Genomic DNA, 16,577 nt, shown 5'->3' on the forward strand with positions numbered 1-16,577 from the left:
GAAGAAGTTTAGGATAATCCTCAGGAAGTCAGGTTGTCTCCCGTTAGTCAGATGTCAGTGAGGTCATTATGAGCCAGGTACTCTATCGTGCAAGACTGTCCCATGTCGTGGTTGCCACGGCGCTGTTTTGGGTCTCTGTCGCGGCATTGTTGGTCGCCGTATTAAACTAACCTCAAAAAATGACTCCTGCATAAACCCGCTTCGGCGGGTTTTTTTATCTCTATCGATGGGGAGGTGAGAGGCGGCGTTTATAATTGACGACATCTTCAATAAACGACAGGGATCATCATGAAGCTCTTTGCCGATATTTTGTTGCTGCTCATCGCAGCGCTCCATCTTTATATCCTGGTGTTGGAAATGTTCCTGTGGCGTACGCCACTCGGCAGACGCGCATTCGGCACGACGGCGGAGTTCGCTGCAGCCACGCGGGTGTTGGCCGCCAATCAGGGGTTGTACAACGGCTTTCTGGCGTTGGGGTTGGCATGGGGCTACTGGCGTGAGGATATGGCGCTGCAGCTGTTCTTTCTCGGGTGTGTGCTGGCGGCCGGTGTATTCGGCGGCCTGAGCGCCAGCCGCAAAATTCTCTGGGTGCAGGCGCTGCCGGCCGCGATTGCGATACTGGCGGTCTGGGGGACGCGTTAACCCGCCGGTTTACGGCGGGCTTCAGGCGGATTTTTGATGAATGACGTGCAGCGGCGGATCGATGTGCAGATCGACGCTCAAATCCTGGCGAAAATCATAGGGCGTGATATTAAAACGCTTTCTGAACATGTAGGTGAAGTGGGACTGTGAACCGAAGCCAAAGTCCAGGGCGATATCGAAGATCGACGCTTCACTGCTGCGCAGTTGATAGACCGCGCCGGCCAGACGGCGTTCGCGAATGTATTTGCCGAGCGAAATCCCTGTCGCTTCTTTGAACAGCTTCTGCATGTGCCACAGCGAGTAGCCGGAGTACTCGGCCAACTCTTCGAGATGGATCACTCGTCCGAGGTGAGTTTCGACCCATTTGCTGAGGGCGCAGACCAATGAGAGGTGGTGTTCTTGTATCATCAGTGCGTCAGTGTGAGACCTACATAGCGGTGAAGTATACACAACTTGCCGCCGTGGACAAAAACGCCACCGATGACCGGGGGGGATTATTCGGAAAAACCGTTGAACCGCCGCTTGTCAGCAGAAAGGAAAAACGGCTAATCTGAGACTGTCGCCGCCGCGGTGGGGGACGGAAAGAAGGCCACAGCAAGTAACCGCCAAAACAGAGTCAGCCGTAACAACTCAACGTTGATGGGGTGATCGCATGTTAATGACAGTGATTATTACTCTGGTTGTAATCGTGGGCGTCGGCGCTTTTATGGCGATGCCGGTGATGAGCATGAAAAATGCGGAAAGTGTGGGAGGTGAAGAGCCGTGAGAGCAAGAGACATTGCACGCCGCTGAGCGGGGCGTTCGCTAATCGGGAAAGCCTGGGTCAGAAACCCGGGCTTTTTGTTGCGCGGGCGCTCAAACGTTTTTCCGCTCGACGGTTTCCTCTCCCCAATAAAGCTGGTCGGCGGTGGTTTTGGCAAACGCCTTCTCCAGTGCTTCATCGCTGCCTTCTTCCCAGATTTTCTGCGCCAACACTTCGTCGTTCCCTGCCAGCTCAAAAATGGCTTCGGCGATTTCCACCGAAGTTTCACGCACTGTCGCCCAGGATTTCACATTGTGATTCGCCATAACTTTCTCCTGTTGGTTGTGGCTTATGGGTGGTTTTTGCCACCGTCATGCTGCAAGTATAGGCTAATCCGACGCGGGCTTTTGCCCGGCGGTGCGCAGAAGGGGAAAAAAACGGGGAGAGCGGGCAATGGCGCGGACGCCGTGCTATTCTGTGCGGCGTTTGAATCAAGAGGGAAAGTTATTATGTCTGACATGCTGAGCAACGAGCAGGAACTGGCTTCCGATCTGGTCGCTTGCCAACTGGTCATCAAACAGATTTTGGACGTTATCGACGTGATTGCGCCGACCGAAGTGCGCGACAAGATGGCGGGTCAGCTAAAAAGCATCGATTTCTCCACGCACCCGGCAGGTGCCGATCCGGTGACACGCCGAGCGATTGACAAGGCGATTGCGCTGATCGAGATGAAATTCACCCGCAGCTGAGGCGGGGCCGCCGCAAAGCGACGGCGTCGGGCGGTGGCGGTTAATCCACCACCGTTTCGATTTTCTTGAACAACGGGCAGTCGGCTACGCCGATGAAACCGTTGTCGCCATTCACGTACTGGGCGATCGCCACGTTGCGCGCCGTCAGGTATTTGCACTGCAATCCCAACCCGCCAACGTTTTTGTTGCTGCCGATCAGCACGCCGTAACCCGAGATCAAAAAACCGCCGTAAATGACCGCTAGCACCAGTACCCACTTAATCAATTTGCTCATTGCGCTTCCTCATTATCCCTGAGGGTTCATCTAGCCATGACTGCCGCGCGACGACAAGGGTAACAGTCTGAAAACCGGGCAATAGCCAGAAATCTAAACGGAAAGTTAAACTTCGTTTAACTTCGCTGTGATAACATGCGCGATAGATTACCCAGATAACAATGAGGCTGCTAAATTTGTTGCGAAAAAAAATCCTCGTGATAATGACGGCCGTCGCTGCCTGCCTGTTTTTCTACCTGCTGGCGCTGGATAGCTATTGCGACGACGGTGGAAATTTTGCGTTGGGCATCTGTTCGGTGACCCGCTTCGTGCCCTGGTAAGCAATTTTCGGTAGGGATGTTCGCACGGCCGCCGCGAGTGCTAAGATGGCGGCCTGAATTTCGCAGTAGATAGGGTTGTCCATGTACGATTTAGGTTTTGGCCAGAACGGCCTGTTGTCGCTGGCGCTCGCCGTTGTGGCATTGTTGGCCGGGCTGTGGGTTTGGTTCCTGGTGAACCGCGCCAGTGTGCGCGCCAACGAGCAGATTCGCCTGCTGCAGGAAATTGCCGAGCAACAACGCCAGCAAACGGCGCTGTTGAAGCGTTTGGCGCACAGCGCAGGCGCTGACGGCGCCGCTGCGGCTGACGACGACGATCTCAGCCCCGCGCTGGATTTCAAAGGTTTTATCCCCGAACGTTGAACATGATGCTCCGGCCGGCGGCAGCGTCGCCGGGGCGTTTCAGTAAAACACCATGCCCTGATACGGTTTTTCCCGGCATGCCGCCAGGCGGCTGGCCAGATCGCCGGCATGGATCTCCAACTGATGCCCATCGGGATCGAGAAAGTAGAGCGATTCGCCTTCGCTGCGATTGCTTTTCCACTCTTCGACGCCGGCCTGGCGCAACCGCTCGCTGACCCGTTCAATGTGTTCCGGCGCGACGCTGAAGGCGTAATGGGTGTAATCACGCTCCCGTGGTTGCATGCGGGCCTCATCCAATGACAGACACAGCCACAACGCCCCCAACGACAGATAGGCGCCGCCTTGCCAGCGGGCGTGAGGGGTAAACCCCAACAGATGACGATAAAAATCGAAGCTGCGATCGAGATCGCTGACGGCGAGCGTCAGGTGGTTGAGGCCGGTCAACATGCGTGCGTTTCCTGGGCGCTAAACAGAGGAAAAGTGTACGCAGAAGGGGAGAAAAGTTAAAGGGAGCAAAACATTAGTTCAGATAATGTGAAAACCGGCGGCACTGTCATAAAACTGTCTTACAGACATCGTAATGTAGCGCGAACCTTACGAAAGATGGATGAAGCCGATGATTAAATGGTACGAAGAAAGCGATGCCGAAGTGAACCGCAGCATCGCGCTGCTGACCGGAGAGAACCCGGACAAGTGGTATCCCTACGGTGGCGTGAAAGGTAAAGATTACTGCAAGAATCCCTCCGATGCCTGGCCGATCATTTGCGCCAACAAAATCAGTCTGAACCCCGACAACCAAAGCGACAGCCCGCAGTGGCAGGCGCGCATGAGCACCCAGGGCGGTGAATGGCAGGCGGACAGCGCCAGCCCGCTGCGCGCGGCGATGATCTGCTTCCTGATGAGCCGGCAGGCTAACTGAGTCGAACAATACCGGTGATTGGTAAGAGTTTCTCCTTTTTCTAATAACAGAGCTGTCGTTGGCGGAGGCTGTTTATGAAGCGCATTATCAAAGGTGATAAAAACTTGTCTCATCTGGTGATTGCCCATGCGGCGATCGATCGTCATGCCGAAAGCTTTGGCCAGCGTCGTCAGGGTTGGCCCTCGACCTACCTGATAAAATATCAAAACGATCGCGTGGCGGTGGAAGTGGTCACGCGTCGCCAATCTTATGTCGCCACGCTGATGATAGGCGCGCGCAACCTGACCAAACTGTGCGGCATGCCAGGCTGAACGCCGCCATTTCACGCTTTCTCACGGTTAAAAAATCGCGCTCCGCTACGCCGTCTCGGGGCGCTTCTCCTTGATGCTCACGGGGTTAAGTGTTAAAAAGCCGCCCGCAGATACATTTATTGATTGGTGAAATCTTGGCCGATAACGGCAAGGGTGTACGCCATATGAGGATAAGATGGGCGGTCAGCATCAGGATACTCCGCTAAAACGCGGCTTAAAAAACAGACATATACAGCTTATTGCCCTCGGGGGCGCCATTGGCACCGGTTTATTTCTCGGCATTGCGCAAACCATCAAGATGGCCGGCCCCGCCGTGCTGTTGGGCTACGCCATCGGCGGTTTTATCGCGTTTTTGATCATGCGCCAGCTGGGCGAAATGGTGGTGGAGGAGCCGGTCGCCGGATCTTTCAGCCACTTTGCCTATAAGTATTGGGGCGACTTCGCCGGCTTTCTTTCCGGCTGGAATTATTGGGCGATGTTCATTCTGGTCGGCATGGCGGAATTGACCGCCGTCGGCATCTACATTCAGTACTGGTGGCCGGAGATCCCCACCTGGGCCTCCGCCGCGCTGTTTTTCGTGCTGATCAACCTGATTAACCTGGTAAATGTGCGCCTGTATGGCGAAACCGAGTTCTGGTTCGCCATCATCAAGGTGGTGGCGATTGTCGGCATGATCGTGTTCGGCGCCTGGCTGTTGGCGAGCGGCAACGGCGGGCCACAGGCCAGCATCACCAACCTGTGGCAGCAGGGTGGCTTTATGCCGCACGGCTTCTCGGGGCTGGTGATGGCGATGGCGGTGATCATGTTTTCGTTCGGCGGGCTGGAAATGGTCGGCATCACCGCGGCGGAAGCCGCCGACCCGCGTCGCAGCATTCCCAAAGCCACCAATCAGGTGGTGTACCGCATTCTGATCTTCTATATCGGCTCGCTGACCGTGCTGCTGTCGCTCTATCCGTGGGGGCAAGTGGTGGAGGGCGGCAGCCCGTTCGTGTTGATCTTCCATGCGCTGAACAGCAATCTGGTGGCGACCGTGCTCAATGTGGTGGTATTGACCGCCGCGCTGTCGGTCTACAACAGCGGCGTTTACGCCAACAGCCGCATGCTGTTCGGGCTGGCCAGCCAGGGCAACGCGCCGCAGGCGCTGACGCGTGTGAATAAACGCGGCGTGCCGGTGCTGTCCATCGCGCTGTCGGCGTTGATTACCTCGATCGGCGTGCTGATTAACTACCTGATGCCCGGTAAGGCGTTTGAGCTGCTGATGGCGCTGGTGGTTTCAACGTTGGTGATCAACTGGGTGATGATCTGCCTGGCACACCTGAAATTCCGCGCTGCCAAGAACCGTCAGGGCGTCATTCCCAGCTTTAAGGCGCTGTGGTATCCGTACGGCAACTACCTGTGCCTGGCGTTCCTCGGCCTGATTCTGGTGATTATGTATTTCAGCGAAGGGATACGCATTTCGGTGTTGCTGATGCCGGTGTGGATTGCGGTGCTGTGGTGCGGGTTTATGCTGACGCGCCGTAAAGGCGTCAAGCGCTAAACGGTATGCAGCGGAGGCGTAGTCTGCGCCTCCGCGCTTTTCTCGTCAGCCGCGCGGCATAAAGGCGCGCCCCTCAGCGTGACCCCGCCCCAGCAGTTTCCGGCACAGCAGCAGCAGAGTACTGATCACGTCGATGGCCACCACGCTGAGCATCAGCAGGGTCAACATGAAGAATCCGAGCAGCGAACCGCCCAGCAGCACCAGCGGTGCAGGTACGCGCAGACGGCGCAACTTCATGGCGAAATACATTTTCCAGTATTGCTTCTGCGCCAGCAGCGCGCTGCGAATACGGCGCCCCAGGCTTGAGCCTGATTTGCGGGATGTAGAACGACTCATAACTTCTCCTTTTCTGTATGCCCTACAAGTCAATCACAAAGATCTTAAGAGAGTCTTAACGGGCTCTTGGCGGCCCTGGCTGTCTCACCGGAGTGAGACAACAGCATACGGCAAAAGGTCCCGAGATGCAGCGCACGGCTGACAAAGTGCGAGCTTCATCGGGTTTGTTACACTGAAAGTCATGCCCGTGCAGGGCGCAGTGGTCGGGAGAAAAGGCTGGATGAAAAGAATCAACCGTTATTACGACGCGGCCAAGGCGCATCATACGCCGGAGGGATTTCGCAACCTGGAACCTTCGCGGCGTCAGGAGGGGGACCTTCAACGTTGGCAAGATGAACGCAAGCGCCAGGGATTGCCCAAGCCGCCGCAGCAGGGTTACGCACAATTTACCGAACGCTGGTGGCAGCCTGCCGATCTCAGCGGCAACGACGACAGCGTCTGGTGGTTGGGGCATGCCTCGATGCTGCTGCGGTTGAGCGGGCGCTATATCCTGATCGATCCGGTGTTGTCCGAACGTGCATCGCCACTGAGCTTTTACGGCCCGAAGCGCAGAACGCCGCCGCCGCTGACGGTGGAGCAACTGCCGGCGGTGGATGCGGTACTGATCTCCCATAACCATTATGACCACCTTGACAGGCGCACGGTGCGGCAATTGGCGCGGCGTTTCCCTCAGGCCGAGTTCATCGTGCCGCTCGGCTTGAAGCGCTGGTTCCGCCGTTATCGGCTGAAGGTGCATGAGCTGGACTGGTGGCAAAGTCTGCCGTTGGGCGAGCTGACGGTCTACGCCACGCCGGCGCGGCACTGGAGCATGCGCACGCTGTGGGATCGCAATCGCTCACTGTGGTGTGGATGGGTGATCCACCATCCGGGGCTGCGGTTTTATTTTTCCGGCGACAGCGGTTATTCGGAACGGCTGGCGGAGATTGGTCAACGTCTGGGGCCGTTCGACGTGGCGGCGCTGCCCATCGGCGCCTACGCACCGCGCTGGTTTATGCAGGAGCAGCATATGGATCCGCAGCAGTCGGTGACGCTGTACCGTCAACTCAATCAGCCGCGCGCCATTCCCATCCATTGGGGGGTATTCGAATTGGCGGATGAGTCGCTGGACGAACCGCCGCAGCAGTTGAATCTGGCGCTGAGTGAGGCGGGGCTTGAACAGCATCAATTCCACCCGCTGAAGATTGGCGAGCGCATCGCGTTGCAGGATTCTCAGCAAGTGTGGTCTCTTCGCCCTGCGGTACAGAGGAAAGAATAAGAGCAACGGTTTGAAAGCGCGGCAGTAATTAGCAAAATTGATAAGTGCGGGTGGTGATTCAAATAACCACCCGATCTTCAGGATTTAATTCAACGCCACACTTTTGCTATTCATAAGATTATTCCGGTTATTCGGACTGATGGTTTTCGGATTATTTAGGATGAAGCCACTGGCCAGCGGGAGAGGCGTCTGGACGTTGCATGCTTATGCAACCGTTGTGCAGGACGGTAACATCATCGCCCGCCTGTGTGCTGCTCCTGCTCGCGCGGTGTGGCGGCAGGGCTGAAGGCTGATGATGATGCGTTTTCGACGGTAAAGGGGCGGAGCAGCGATGAATAAATTGGCCCCCGTTCATCGATATTCAAATGTTGCATATCAAATTCCATAAAGATTCAAATTTTTTAACGCTATAAGCGGCAAAAAAGCGGAAATGACGAGACGGACATGCGACAAAACGATGAAAGTTTTGTTAAAACTCCACCAGAATGCGGGGTCTGGTGCGGTGGTTTTAGCAAGCAGAAAATAGCCGATGCTTCAACATCTTTTGGCCTATTTAAGCAAATGTGGCTCTCGACCGTTTCAAATATGTGCGACATGTCGTTCAGTGATTAAAAATGGCTTGCCATCGCATACAGAGTATGTGATAACGCATCTGGGTAAAACGAGGTACAGTTCTGTATATGTGTGGCATTTTCAGTAAAGAAGTTCTGAGTAAAGACGTTAGCGTTGAATACCGCTTCTCTGCCGATCCTTATCTTAGTGCCTCAAGCAGTAACGACTCTAGTTTGTCTATGTAACGCCCACGGGCGGTTTAAACAATCCAAAGGAAATACTCAAGATGGCAAAGATCAAAGGTCAAGTTAAGTGGTTCAACGAGTCTAAAGGTTTCGGTTTCATCACCCCGGCTGACGGCAGCAAAGACGTGTTCGTACACTTCTCTGCAATCCAGGGTAACGGCTTCAAAACCCTGGCTGAAGGCCAGAACGTTGAGTTCGAAATCCAAGATGGCCAGAAAGGCCCATCTGCAGTAAACGTTACTGCTATCTAATCAGCGTCAGCTGTACAAAAAGCCCGCCTTCGCGCGGGCTTTTTCGTTTCCGTCATCCGGCGGCGATGACGATGCCTGCGTACTGGTTGCGGCCTTTGATTCCCGGATGCGTCGGATCCTGCGCGCGCCGATGGCTATTGCGGCGATAGCTGGTGTATTTGAAGCGCTGCGGCCGCTGCGGGTCGACGTCCGGCGTGCAGATGGTGCAACTGCCGGCGTGGTCAACGGCGGCGAAACCGAGCGCCGTCAGCTTGTATTCGGCAATTGCGGCCAGATCCAGATGCCGGTAATGCGGGCTGATCAGCGTGGCGGGCAGCGGCAGGCGCTGTTTAAAATTTTCCACCAGCGCTTCATCGACTTCGTAGCAGCATGGGCCGGCGGCGGGGCCGATAGACACCACCCAATCGGCGGTGTCGCCATCTTGGCGAATGCGGGACGCCATCTGCTCCAGAATGCCGTCCAGTAACCCGCGCCAGCCGGCGTGTACCGCCGCGATAGCGCCACCGTCGCGGCGGCTGAACAGCACCGGCAGACAGTCCGCCGTCAGTACGCTGATCAGAATGCCGGGCTGGCGAGTGTAGAAACCATCGGCCTCGCCGCACGCCTGCGCCGGTTGCAGCACGTCGACGATGCGGGTGCCGTGTACCTGCTTTTTTTCCGGCAGCGTGGCGCTGTAGGGCAGCAGATGCCCTGGCAGCAGCGCGAGTTTGCTGCCGAAGCCGTGCTGAATGTGAGGCACCGCATCGAGCAGCGCGGAACGATCGCTCATAAGTTATGTTCACCTGCGTGAGAAAACAGACTCTCAGTGTAGCCAGCTTTTTCCCCGCTTGGCCAGGTGTTGTTGGCGGCGAAAGCGAGTGGGGATGCGCCTTGCATCAAACCGGCGCCTTCTTTAGACTAGCCGCGCCCTGTCTCTCTGGAAGCCCATTCATGTCTTATCAATGTCCCCTGTGTCATCAATCGCTGCATTTTTCATCACAACACTGGCGTTGTGACGGCAATCATCAGTTCGATCAAGCTAAAGAGGGCTACGTCAATCTGCTGCCGGTACAGCACAAGCGATCGAAGCAGCCGGGAGACAGCGCGGAAATGATGCAGGCGCGGCGAGCGTTTCTCGACGGTGGATATTATCAGCCGTTGCAAGAGCAGGTGGCCGAGTGGCTGGATTTGGCGCTGGCGGCCGATGCTGGCGCGTTGTTGGACATAGGCTGTGGGGAAGGGTATTACACTGCCGCGGTGGCCGCCAGGCTGGCCCAGGAGCGCAATATGGCGGTCTATGGGCTGGATGTCGCCAAGGTGGCGATCCGCTACGCCGCTAAACGTTATCCGGCGGTCTCGTTCTGCGTCGCTTCCAGTCACCGTTTGCCGTTCGCCGATGGGGCGTTGGATGCGGTCTTGCGCATTTATGCACCTTGCAAGGCGGAGGAGCTGGCACGGGTAGTGAAGCCGGGCGGCGTGGTGCTGACGGTGTCGCCGGGCCCGCGTCATCTGTACCAGCTGAAAGAGCAGGTGTACCAGCAGGTGCAGCTGCATGCCGAACAGGATGAACAGTTCGACGGATTCGACTGCGAGCGCAAAGAGGCGCTGGCCTATACGATGACCCTACCGGGCACGCAGGCCGCCAATCTGCTGCAGATGACGCCGTTCGCCTGGCGCGCCACGCCGGAGGTGCAACAGCGGTTGGCCGAGAGCGGCGAGTTTGTGTGCGAGACGGACTTCGTGCTGGCGTTGTACCGACGTCGCGCTTAAGGGGCCTTGAACTCAAAAACAAAAAAACCTGCCGCGGCAGGTTTTTTTCAAAGCGAGCGCTTCAGGCCAGGTAGCCGAGGTGCTCCAGCAGAATGTTGACGCCGATACCGATCAGCACCACGCCGCCGAGGATTTCGGCGCGCTTGCCCAGCAGCGGGCCGATAAAGCGGCCGATCATCATGCCTAGCGTCGCCATGATCATGGTGGCGCAGCCGATGGCCATCGCGGTATGCACGATGTTCACCTGCAGGAAAGCCAGACCGACGCCGATGGCCATCGCGTCGAGGCTGGTGGCGATGGCGGTGGCGACCAGCAACCAGAAACCATGACGTTTGACCTTCTCTTCTTCATCGGGCTTGTTACGTACCCCTTCGACGATCATGCGCATGCCGAGAATGAACAGCAGCGAGAAGGCGACCCAGTGGTCCCATTCCATGATGTATTGACTGGCGAACAGGCCGATGGCCCAACCGATGAGCGGGGTGATCGCTTCGACCACGCCGAAGATCAGGCCGGTGCGGATCGCTTCGCGGAAACGGGGTTGATGCAAGCTGGCACCTTTGCCGATCGACGCGGCGAAAGCATCCATGGACATGCCAAAAGCGAGAATAAGCGTTGCTGAAAGGTTCATGTGAAATAGCCTCGGCCGGGTGGCTCCATATACACGTAACCCACCCCCAACCAAACGACGGAGTTACGTGTCTATGGTCTCGCCAACCTTACCTGGCTGCCCGCACCACGTTTCTTACGGCGAAACGAGTATGTTGATACGGGCGTTTCTGGCTTTTTATTCTCCAGAAACCGGCTACTCCCCAATGACGGCGCAACCATATCATATTATTTCCGCCACGGACAACCTTATTCTATGGCAATGTTTGTTCTTAATTGAGACTCGTTTTCATTAATCTAATTTCATGCGGGAATATAATGTAGCCAGGGGTAACAATGTTGCAGAAATAATAGTCAGAAAGGAGATTGCGCTGCCGATTAATTACCCACAAGCAGCGCAAGGTTTGAGCTAAAATAACGTTAATTTTTCTTTATTTATTGATTATCAACAAAAAAGTGGTAAATCTTCTCCAGGTCGTCCAGGTGGGTCACCTGAACCAACAGCCGGCGCTGTTCCAGGTCGACGGCCAGAATGCCGTCCTCCGATAAATTCATGGCTTTAATGCGGTTATATTCGACAAACACATTGGCGAAGAAAAAACCGTGCGCTTTAAACACCATCTTGGGAGCGCGAATATAAGAAATATAGATGGCGAGCAACGCCAAAGAAATAAGCAGATAGGTGGTTAATACCGCACCGTTGTCGGTGACATTGCGGTAAATCAGAATGGCGATCAGGCCGACGAAAATCAGGCTGTCGAGGCGGTGGCGGCGTTTAAGCGGTACTTTGAGCCGCGTTTTACCTTTCAGCAGATCCATGCCGAATTCGTCGTACAGCGAATACAGCAACAGCAGGGCGATAAACAGCATCAGTACGGCGTCGGTCAGTGACATCTCTTGCTCCATAAAAAAGCCGGGGGTTGCCCCCCGGCCGTTTCGAACGATTACAGGCCCAGCAGGCCAATCCAATAGCCAAAGATACCGATGACGAAGAAGCCGATGATGATCCACAGCGCGTTGACTTTCTTGCGCAGCAGCCACATACAGGCGAAGGTCAGCAGCAACGGCACCAGGCCCGGCATCAGCTGGTCGAGGATGGTCTGCACCGTGGTGACGTTGGTATGCCCGGTCTGGTCGGTTATCTTGGACACCACCAGCGGGATATTCACGTGCGTCCACTTGTTGACCAGCGCCCCCATGACAAACAGGCCGAGAATGGACGCTCCTTCCGTCAGTTTCTGCAGGAAGCCGCCGCCCATGTCGTTGACGATATCGACCCCTTTACGGTAACCGTAGGCCACGCCGTAGTAGCGGGTCAGCAGGCGCACCAGGTTGAACAGCACGAAGAACAGGATCGGTCCAAGCAGGCTGCCGCTCATGGCGATGCCCGCCCCAAGCGCGGCGAACACCGGTCGCACGGTGCCCCAGAAGATCGGGTCACCGACGCCCGCTAAAGGCCCCATCAAACCGACCTTGATGCCGTTGATTGCGGCGTCATCGATCGGCGCGCCGTTGGCGCGTTGCTCTTCCATCGCCATGGTCACACCGAGCACCGGCGCCGCCACGTAAGGGTGGGTGTTGAAGAACTCCAGGTGACGCTTGATCGCCTGTTTGCGATCGTCATTGTTTTCCGGATACAGGCGGCGGATCACCGGCACCATCGAGAAGCAAAAACCCAGCGCCTGCATGCGTTCGAAGTTCCATGAACCCTGGAACAGGTTCGAACGCAGGAATACGCCGCGAATATCGGCCGGCGTGAGTTTCTTTTGAGCAGTTGTATCAACCATTTCTCTCACCTATTCCTAGTCGAGTTCGTTATCGAGATCGTTCGCGTTAGCCGGGCCGGCCTGTACAACTTGAGACTTGTTGTATTTCGGGCTGAGCTGGATATACAGCACGGCCATCACCACGCCAATGACGCCGAGCGCCACCAGGTTGAAGTTGGTGAAGGCGGCGGTAACGAAACCGAGATAGAAGAACGGCATCAGGTAGCCGGCGCGCATCATGTTAATCACCATTGCGTAACCGACCACGACGATCATGCCGCCGGCGATGTTCAGGCCGCTGGTGACCACTTCCGGGATCGAGTTGAGCAAGGCGTGTACCCCGGCGGTGCCGACCGAGATGGCGACAATGACCGCCGGGATGGCGATACGCATCGCCTGCAGCAGCAGGGCGCCGACATGGATCCAGCTAATGGCGCGCAGGCTGCCGCGCTCCGCTGCGCTATCCGCCGCGTGCTGGAACGCCACGGTGAGGGTACGCACGATGATGGTTAATACCTGGCCGGCCGCCGCCAGCGGAATGGCCAGGGCGATACCGGCGCCGACGCTTTGCCCGCCGGCGATGACCAGAATGGTCGAGATGATGGACGCCAGGGCAGCATCCGGCGCGACGGCCGCACCGATGTTCATCCAGCCCAGGGCGATCATTTCCAGCGTACCGCCGATGATGATGCCGGTTTTCATATCGCCGAGGATAAAGCCGATCAGGGTACAGGCGACCAGCGGACGGTGGAACTGGAACTCGTCGAGGACGGAACCCATCCCGGCGATACAGGCAACGATAAATATCAGCACAATCTGAAGAGTGGTGATCTCCATTGCACTTCTCCTATGACCAAAAAAGCTCTGAGTAAAATAATTAGCGGCTGGCGCCACTAATTGAGTTTGTTAATCAGGTCCATCATTTTTAGCCGGCTGTCGGACGAGACCTTACGTACCTCCAGCTCGATACCGCGATCGTTCAGTTTCTTAAACGCTTCGATATCTTTTTCATCGACGGAAACGGCGTTGTTCACCTGGGTTTTCCCCTGGCGGAACGCCATGCCGCCGATATTGACGGATGTAATCTCCACGCCGCCTTCCACCAAACGCCAGACGTCGGTCGGGTTGGTGAATAACAGCATCACGCGATCGTTGGCGTATTTCGGGTTGTTCCAGACGCGGATGGCCTTCGCCACGTCCACCACGTGGGCGGTGACGCCCGGCGGGGCAACCTGGGTCAGCAGGGTCTTGCGCACATGGTCGGCGGCGACTTCATCGCTGACGACGATAATGCGGCTGACGTTGGTCTCTTTGGTCCAGCGGGTAGCGACCTGGCCGTGGATTAAGCGGTCATCGATGCGCGCCAGGCCGATTTTCATGTGGTCGTTCGGCCCCAACGGCGCCTGAGGGGCAGCGGCTTTGGCGACGGGTGCTGCGGGTTTTGCGGGTTCTTCCTGCGGTTTTTTCAGCGCTTTCACGCCTTCACGGCCGGTTTCCAACGCCAGCGCCACCAGTTCATCGAAAGCGGGGTTGTCGTCCCGCGCCATGAAGGTTTCCACCAGCATCGGGATGTTGACCCCGGTGACGACCTCATAGTTTTCTTTGTCGACCGCAATGCGGCTGGCGGCGTTGAACGGGCTGCCGCCCCAGGTATCCACCAGGAACAGCACGCCGCCGCTGGTATCCAACCCACTGATTTTTTCGTTGTACTTGACGATTAACGTTTCGGCATTCTCACCGGGAACGAAGTCTATAAAGGCGACGTTGTCCTGCTCGCCCAATAGCATCTCCGCCGTTTTCAGCAGTTGTTCCGCTGCAGCCCCGTGTGTGCCGATGATAATAGCTATTGCCACTCGCTACCTCCTCGTTGAACTCCAGACGCGGTGTGTGTCGTTTCTCCGCGCCGTCTTGGCAGTCACTTCCGCGGTTCAGATACATTATGGTAGAAAAAAAGAAACGCACGCCTAACATTTCTCACGCAGTTTCAAATGCCTGTGCGTGATACTTCACGAACGCGAGATTTATTTTAGTGAGTGAAAAAATATTTTTTGTGACGCTGCTCCGCTATTGAATGCTCGGGGAAATCTTAGCTGTCGCAGACGATATGGTGTGGCGCCACCCTAAACCGCCGTTGAAAAAGCCGCTTTGTCCCCCAGAAAAATCCTGATACAGTAATTTCTTCTTTCATCACTAAGGAGTGAAGGGCCTCAGCCCTCCCTATGGACTGTCACCGAAGTTACTGTTTTTCCAGGTTTCACCCGCCACCTGCTGGCGTTGTATATGCTGTTCGGCCCTTCGGCCATCTCCCGGTAACCCCATCCCGTCACCTTGCTATTGTCGACTGCGCCCATGCAGCGGCGGCATCGTCACGTCTGAGCGGCGAGCGCTCATTCCCACTTTTTTCTGGAGTCTGATATGGAATTTTTAATGGACCCCTCTATTTGGGCGGGGTTGCTTACGCTGGTGGTGCTGGAAATCGTGCTGGGCATCGACAACCTGGTGTTCATCGCCATTTTGGCCGACAAATTGCCGCCGAAGCAGCGCGATAAGGCGCGCGTTATCGGCCTGTCGCTGGCGTTGCTGATGCGTTTGGGCCTGCTGTCGGTGATCTCCTGGATGGTAACCCTGACCACACCGCTGTTCAGCGTCGGCGATTTCAGCTTCTCTGGCCGCGATTTTATCCTGCTGTTCGGCGGGGTATTCCTGCTGTTCAAGGCCACCATGGAGCTGCATGAGCGGCTGGAAGGGCAGACGCACCAGGATGGCGCCAACCGCGGTTACGCCAAGTTCTGGGCGGTGGTGGTGCAAATCGTGATCCTGGACGCGGTGTTTTCGCTTGATGCGGTGATTACCGCCGTAGGCATGGTGAACGATCTGCCGGTAATGATGGCGGCGGTGGTGATCGCGATGGCGGTGATGCTGTTGGCATCCAAGCCATTGACCAACTTCGTCAATGCGCACCCGACCATCGTGGTGCTGTGCCTGAGCTTCCTGTTGATGATCGGCCTGAGCCTGATCGCCGAAGGCTTCGGTTTGCATATTCCGAAAGGCTATCTGTACGCCGCGATCGGCTTCTCGATCCTGATTGAATTGTTCAACCAGATCGCGCGTCGCAACTTCATCAAGCATCAAGCGCGTCGGCCGATGCGCGAGCGCACCGCGGAAGCGATCATGCGCCTGATGGGGCAGCAGCGCGCGCAGCAGTCGGACGATGAGGTCGCTTTGCCGAGGGATGAAACCTTTGCGGCGGAAGAGCGTTATATGATCAGCGGCGTGTTGACACTCGCCTCGCGTTCATTACGCAGTGTGATGACGCCTCGCACGGACATCTCCTGGGTCGACTGCGAGCGCTCCCGCGAGGAGGTGCGCGCCCAGTTGCTGGATACGCCACACAGTCTGTTCCCGGTGTGTCGTGATTCGGTGGATGAGATCGTCGGCGTGGTACGCGCCAAGGATCTGCTGGTGGCGCTGGAGCAAGGGGAAGATATTGCCGAGTTTGCCGCCCGCACGCCGCCGATCGTGGTGCCGGAAACCATGGACGTCATCAAACTGCTGGCGGTGCTGCGCCGCGCCAAAGGGCGTCTGGTGGTGGTCACCAATGAATTTGGCGTCGTGCAGGGGCTGGTGACGCCGCTGGACGTCCTGGAAGCGATTGCCGGTGAGTTCCCGGACGAGGATGAAACGCCGGATATCGTGGCGGAAGGCGACGGCTGGCTGGTGAAGGGGGGAACCGATTTGCACTCGCTGGAACAGGCACTGGCCTGCGATGACCTGGTCAGCCCAACCGCAGACTACGCCACCCTGGCGGGGCTGCTGTTGGCTCACTACGGCCAGATGCCGGTGGTGGGGGACACCATTGAACTGAACCACCAGCGTTTCGATATCGTCGAGGTCTCCGACTATCGCATCGAATTGGTGCGTGTTACCCGCGTCGTCTTTGACGAGCCGACGCAGTCGTAA

General features: G+C 56.8%; 23 protein-coding genes and 1 riboswitch. Of the genes, 12 read left to right on the plus strand and 11 right to left on the minus strand.

All coding sequences use genetic code 11. The features are described from left to right. Positions 1 to 288: 288 nt before the first annotated feature. Positions 289 to 642, plus strand: a complete 354-nt coding sequence (locus RE418_RS16585) for a DUF1304 domain-containing protein (protein WP_089181012.1) — start codon at positions 289 to 291, stop codon at positions 640 to 642. 21 nt (positions 643 to 663) lie between these two features. On the opposite strand, the gene RE418_RS16590 is transcribed toward RE418_RS16585, so the two are convergent. Next, complete coding sequence (locus tag RE418_RS16590; RefSeq protein ID WP_004927697.1) at positions 664 to 1,050, minus strand: helix-turn-helix domain-containing protein; 387 nt, start codon at positions 1,048 to 1,050, stop codon at positions 664 to 666. 447 nt (positions 1,051 to 1,497) lie between these two features. Continuing rightward, positions 1,498 to 1,710 carry a YccJ family protein gene (locus tag RE418_RS16595; RefSeq protein WP_004927694.1) on the minus strand — a complete coding sequence of 71 codons (213 nt, stop codon included), beginning with the start codon at positions 1,708 to 1,710 and terminating at the stop codon, positions 1,498 to 1,500. A gap of 183 nt (positions 1,711 to 1,893) precedes the next feature. Here RE418_RS16595 and RE418_RS16600 point away from each other — a divergent pair, with 183 nt between their 5' ends. Next, the gene (locus RE418_RS16600; RefSeq protein ID WP_025303170.1) at positions 1,894 to 2,133 is read left to right on the plus strand and encodes a DUF2766 family protein; all 240 of its coding nucleotides are present in this window, start codon (positions 1,894 to 1,896) and stop codon (positions 2,131 to 2,133) included. 40 nt (positions 2,134 to 2,173) lie between these two features. On the opposite strand, the gene RE418_RS16605 is transcribed toward RE418_RS16600, so the two are convergent. Then, complete coding sequence (locus tag RE418_RS16605) at positions 2,174 to 2,407, minus strand: YobH family protein (protein ID WP_004927690.1); 234 nt, start codon at positions 2,405 to 2,407, stop codon at positions 2,174 to 2,176. Positions 2,408 to 2,568: 161 nt separating this feature from the next. Here RE418_RS16605 and RE418_RS16610 point away from each other — a divergent pair, with 161 nt between their 5' ends. Both RE418_RS16610 and RE418_RS16615 read left to right on the plus strand, forming a co-directional pair. Continuing rightward, the gene (locus RE418_RS16610; protein WP_004927688.1) at positions 2,569 to 2,727 is read left to right on the plus strand and encodes a PhoP/PhoQ regulator MgrB; all 159 of its coding nucleotides are present in this window, start codon (positions 2,569 to 2,571) and stop codon (positions 2,725 to 2,727) included. A gap of 81 nt (positions 2,728 to 2,808) precedes the next feature. Further along, the gene (locus tag RE418_RS16615; protein WP_025303169.1) at positions 2,809 to 3,087 is read left to right on the plus strand and encodes a YebO family protein; all 279 of its coding nucleotides are present in this window, start codon (positions 2,809 to 2,811) and stop codon (positions 3,085 to 3,087) included. Positions 3,088 to 3,126: 39 nt separating this feature from the next. Here the strand turns inward: RE418_RS16615 and fos are convergent, their stop codons facing one another. Further along, on the minus strand, positions 3,127 to 3,534 hold the full coding sequence (gene fos / locus RE418_RS16620) for a fosfomycin resistance glutathione transferase (RefSeq protein ID WP_025303168.1): 408 nt from the start codon (positions 3,532 to 3,534) through the stop codon (positions 3,127 to 3,129). 169 nt (positions 3,535 to 3,703) lie between these two features. On the opposite strand from fos, the gene RE418_RS16625 reads away from it, so the two are divergent. From RE418_RS16625 to RE418_RS16635, 3 genes are all read left to right on the plus strand, one after another. Next, positions 3,704 to 4,006, plus strand: a complete 303-nt coding sequence (locus RE418_RS16625) for a phage protein NinX family protein (RefSeq protein ID WP_004927682.1) — start codon at positions 3,704 to 3,706, stop codon at positions 4,004 to 4,006. A gap of 74 nt (positions 4,007 to 4,080) precedes the next feature. Beyond that, entirely contained in the window at positions 4,081 to 4,317 is a 237-nt protein-coding gene (locus RE418_RS16630) for a DUF4060 family protein (protein ID WP_025303167.1), read from the plus strand. Positions 4,318 to 4,492: 175 nt separating this feature from the next. Beyond that, a complete protein-coding gene (locus RE418_RS16635; protein WP_089181011.1) occupies positions 4,493 to 5,854 on the plus strand; it encodes an amino acid permease in 1,362 nt (453 codons plus the stop codon). 45 nt (positions 5,855 to 5,899) lie between these two features. Here the strand turns inward: RE418_RS16635 and RE418_RS16640 are convergent, their stop codons facing one another. Next, a complete protein-coding gene (locus RE418_RS16640) occupies positions 5,900 to 6,190 on the minus strand; it encodes a hypothetical protein (RefSeq protein ID WP_025303165.1) in 291 nt (96 codons plus the stop codon). A 220-nt stretch (positions 6,191 to 6,410) separates the two neighbouring features. Here RE418_RS16640 and RE418_RS16645 point away from each other — a divergent pair, with 220 nt between their 5' ends. The 3 genes from RE418_RS16645 to cspE all read left to right on the plus strand — a co-directional run bounded on the left by RE418_RS16645 (position 6,411) and on the right by cspE (position 8,493). After that, the gene (locus tag RE418_RS16645) at positions 6,411 to 7,445 is read left to right on the plus strand and encodes an MBL fold metallo-hydrolase (RefSeq protein WP_089181010.1); all 1,035 of its coding nucleotides are present in this window, start codon (positions 6,411 to 6,413) and stop codon (positions 7,443 to 7,445) included. 680 nt (positions 7,446 to 8,125) lie between these two features. Continuing rightward, positions 8,126 to 8,242 carry a DUF2627 domain-containing protein gene (locus RE418_RS16650; protein WP_002211058.1) on the plus strand — a complete coding sequence of 39 codons (117 nt, stop codon included), beginning with the start codon at positions 8,126 to 8,128 and terminating at the stop codon, positions 8,240 to 8,242. 41 nt (positions 8,243 to 8,283) lie between these two features. Then, a complete protein-coding gene (gene cspE, locus RE418_RS16655; RefSeq protein ID WP_002221949.1) occupies positions 8,284 to 8,493 on the plus strand; it encodes a transcription antiterminator/RNA stability regulator CspE in 210 nt (69 codons plus the stop codon). 52 nt (positions 8,494 to 8,545) lie between these two features. On the opposite strand, the gene pgeF is transcribed toward cspE, so the two are convergent. After that, positions 8,546 to 9,262 (minus strand): peptidoglycan editing factor PgeF, encoded by a 717-nt coding sequence (pgeF, locus tag RE418_RS16660; RefSeq protein ID WP_089181009.1) that lies wholly within the window; start codon positions 9,260 to 9,262, stop codon positions 8,546 to 8,548. A 161-nt stretch (positions 9,263 to 9,423) separates the two neighbouring features. Between pgeF and rlmA the strand changes: the two genes are divergently transcribed. Then, on the plus strand, positions 9,424 to 10,242 hold the full coding sequence (gene rlmA, locus RE418_RS16665; RefSeq protein ID WP_089181008.1) for a 23S rRNA (guanine(745)-N(1))-methyltransferase: 819 nt from the start codon (positions 9,424 to 9,426) through the stop codon (positions 10,240 to 10,242). A 61-nt stretch (positions 10,243 to 10,303) separates the two neighbouring features. Here the strand turns inward: rlmA and mntP are convergent, their stop codons facing one another. From mntP to manX, 5 genes are all read right to left on the minus strand, one after another. After that, positions 10,304 to 10,873, minus strand: a complete 570-nt coding sequence (gene mntP / locus RE418_RS16670; protein WP_025303161.1) for a manganese efflux pump MntP — start codon at positions 10,871 to 10,873, stop codon at positions 10,304 to 10,306. Positions 10,874 to 10,880: 7 nt separating this feature from the next. Then, a riboswitch (yybP-ykoY riboswitch) is annotated at positions 10,881 to 11,068 on the minus strand. A gap of 218 nt (positions 11,069 to 11,286) precedes the next feature. Then, on the minus strand, positions 11,287 to 11,745 hold the full coding sequence (locus RE418_RS16675) for a DUF986 family protein (RefSeq protein WP_025303160.1): 459 nt from the start codon (positions 11,743 to 11,745) through the stop codon (positions 11,287 to 11,289). A gap of 50 nt (positions 11,746 to 11,795) precedes the next feature. Further along, a complete protein-coding gene (locus RE418_RS16680) occupies positions 11,796 to 12,638 on the minus strand; it encodes a PTS mannose transporter subunit IID (protein ID WP_015378157.1) in 843 nt (280 codons plus the stop codon). Between the two features lie 15 nt (positions 12,639 to 12,653). After that, complete coding sequence (locus RE418_RS16685) at positions 12,654 to 13,454, minus strand: PTS mannose/fructose/sorbose transporter subunit IIC (RefSeq protein ID WP_015378156.1); 801 nt, start codon at positions 13,452 to 13,454, stop codon at positions 12,654 to 12,656. 56 nt (positions 13,455 to 13,510) lie between these two features. Then, a complete protein-coding gene (gene manX / locus RE418_RS16690; protein ID WP_025303159.1) occupies positions 13,511 to 14,470 on the minus strand; it encodes a PTS mannose transporter subunit IIAB in 960 nt (319 codons plus the stop codon). A 562-nt stretch (positions 14,471 to 15,032) separates the two neighbouring features. On the opposite strand from manX, the gene RE418_RS16695 reads away from it, so the two are divergent. After that, positions 15,033 to 16,577, plus strand: coding sequence for a TerC family protein (locus RE418_RS16695; protein WP_089181007.1), 1,545 nt, complete (start codon positions 15,033 to 15,035; stop codon positions 16,575 to 16,577).

This window comes from Serratia sp. szju, from assembly GCF_044594185.1.
GTDB classification, from domain to species: Bacteria; Pseudomonadota; Gammaproteobacteria; order Enterobacterales; family Enterobacteriaceae; genus Serratia; species Serratia bockelmannii.

What these genes read in the sequence shown, in the direction of transcription:
- RE418_RS16640 (WP_025303165.1), bottom strand. Translation starts at nt 6,190, where the DNA reads ATGAGTCGTTCTACATCCCGCAAATCAGGCTCAAGCCTGGGGCGCCGT.
- RE418_RS16675 (WP_025303160.1), bottom strand. Translation starts at nt 11,745, where the DNA reads ATGTCACTGACCGACGCCGTACTGATGCTGTTTATCGCCCTGCTGTTG.
- RE418_RS16685 (WP_015378156.1), bottom strand. Translation starts at nt 13,454, where the DNA reads ATGGAGATCACCACTCTTCAGATTGTGCTGATATTTATCGTTGCCTGT.
- fos (WP_025303168.1), bottom strand. Translation starts at nt 3,534, where the DNA reads ATGTTGACCGGCCTCAACCACCTGACGCTCGCCGTCAGCGATCTCGAT.
- pgeF (WP_089181009.1), bottom strand. Translation starts at nt 9,262, where the DNA reads ATGAGCGATCGTTCCGCGCTGCTCGATGCGGTGCCTCACATTCAGCAC.
- RE418_RS16590 (WP_004927697.1), bottom strand. Translation starts at nt 1,050, where the DNA reads ATGATACAAGAACACCACCTCTCATTGGTCTGCGCCCTCAGCAAATGG.
- RE418_RS16635 (WP_089181011.1), top strand. Translation starts at nt 4,493, where the DNA reads ATGGGCGGTCAGCATCAGGATACTCCGCTAAAACGCGGCTTAAAAAAC.
- RE418_RS16600 (WP_025303170.1), top strand. Translation starts at nt 1,894, where the DNA reads ATGTCTGACATGCTGAGCAACGAGCAGGAACTGGCTTCCGATCTGGTC.
- cspE (WP_002221949.1), top strand. Translation starts at nt 8,284, where the DNA reads ATGGCAAAGATCAAAGGTCAAGTTAAGTGGTTCAACGAGTCTAAAGGT.
- RE418_RS16585 (WP_089181012.1), top strand. Translation starts at nt 289, where the DNA reads ATGAAGCTCTTTGCCGATATTTTGTTGCTGCTCATCGCAGCGCTCCAT.
- RE418_RS16605 (WP_004927690.1), bottom strand. Translation starts at nt 2,407, where the DNA reads ATGAGCAAATTGATTAAGTGGGTACTGGTGCTAGCGGTCATTTACGGC.
- RE418_RS16610 (WP_004927688.1), top strand. Translation starts at nt 2,569, where the DNA reads ATGAGGCTGCTAAATTTGTTGCGAAAAAAAATCCTCGTGATAATGACG.
- rlmA (WP_089181008.1), top strand. Translation starts at nt 9,424, where the DNA reads ATGTCTTATCAATGTCCCCTGTGTCATCAATCGCTGCATTTTTCATCA.
- RE418_RS16595 (WP_004927694.1), bottom strand. Translation starts at nt 1,710, where the DNA reads ATGGCGAATCACAATGTGAAATCCTGGGCGACAGTGCGTGAAACTTCG.
- RE418_RS16615 (WP_025303169.1), top strand. Translation starts at nt 2,809, where the DNA reads ATGTACGATTTAGGTTTTGGCCAGAACGGCCTGTTGTCGCTGGCGCTC.
- RE418_RS16645 (WP_089181010.1), top strand. Translation starts at nt 6,411, where the DNA reads ATGAAAAGAATCAACCGTTATTACGACGCGGCCAAGGCGCATCATACG.
- RE418_RS16625 (WP_004927682.1), top strand. Translation starts at nt 3,704, where the DNA reads ATGATTAAATGGTACGAAGAAAGCGATGCCGAAGTGAACCGCAGCATC.
- RE418_RS16650 (WP_002211058.1), top strand. Translation starts at nt 8,126, where the DNA reads ATGTGTGGCATTTTCAGTAAAGAAGTTCTGAGTAAAGACGTTAGCGTT.
- RE418_RS16630 (WP_025303167.1), top strand. Translation starts at nt 4,081, where the DNA reads ATGAAGCGCATTATCAAAGGTGATAAAAACTTGTCTCATCTGGTGATT.
- RE418_RS16680 (WP_015378157.1), bottom strand. Translation starts at nt 12,638, where the DNA reads ATGGTTGATACAACTGCTCAAAAGAAACTCACGCCGGCCGATATTCGC.
- mntP (WP_025303161.1), bottom strand. Translation starts at nt 10,873, where the DNA reads ATGAACCTTTCAGCAACGCTTATTCTCGCTTTTGGCATGTCCATGGAT.
- RE418_RS16695 (WP_089181007.1), top strand. Translation starts at nt 15,033, where the DNA reads ATGGAATTTTTAATGGACCCCTCTATTTGGGCGGGGTTGCTTACGCTG.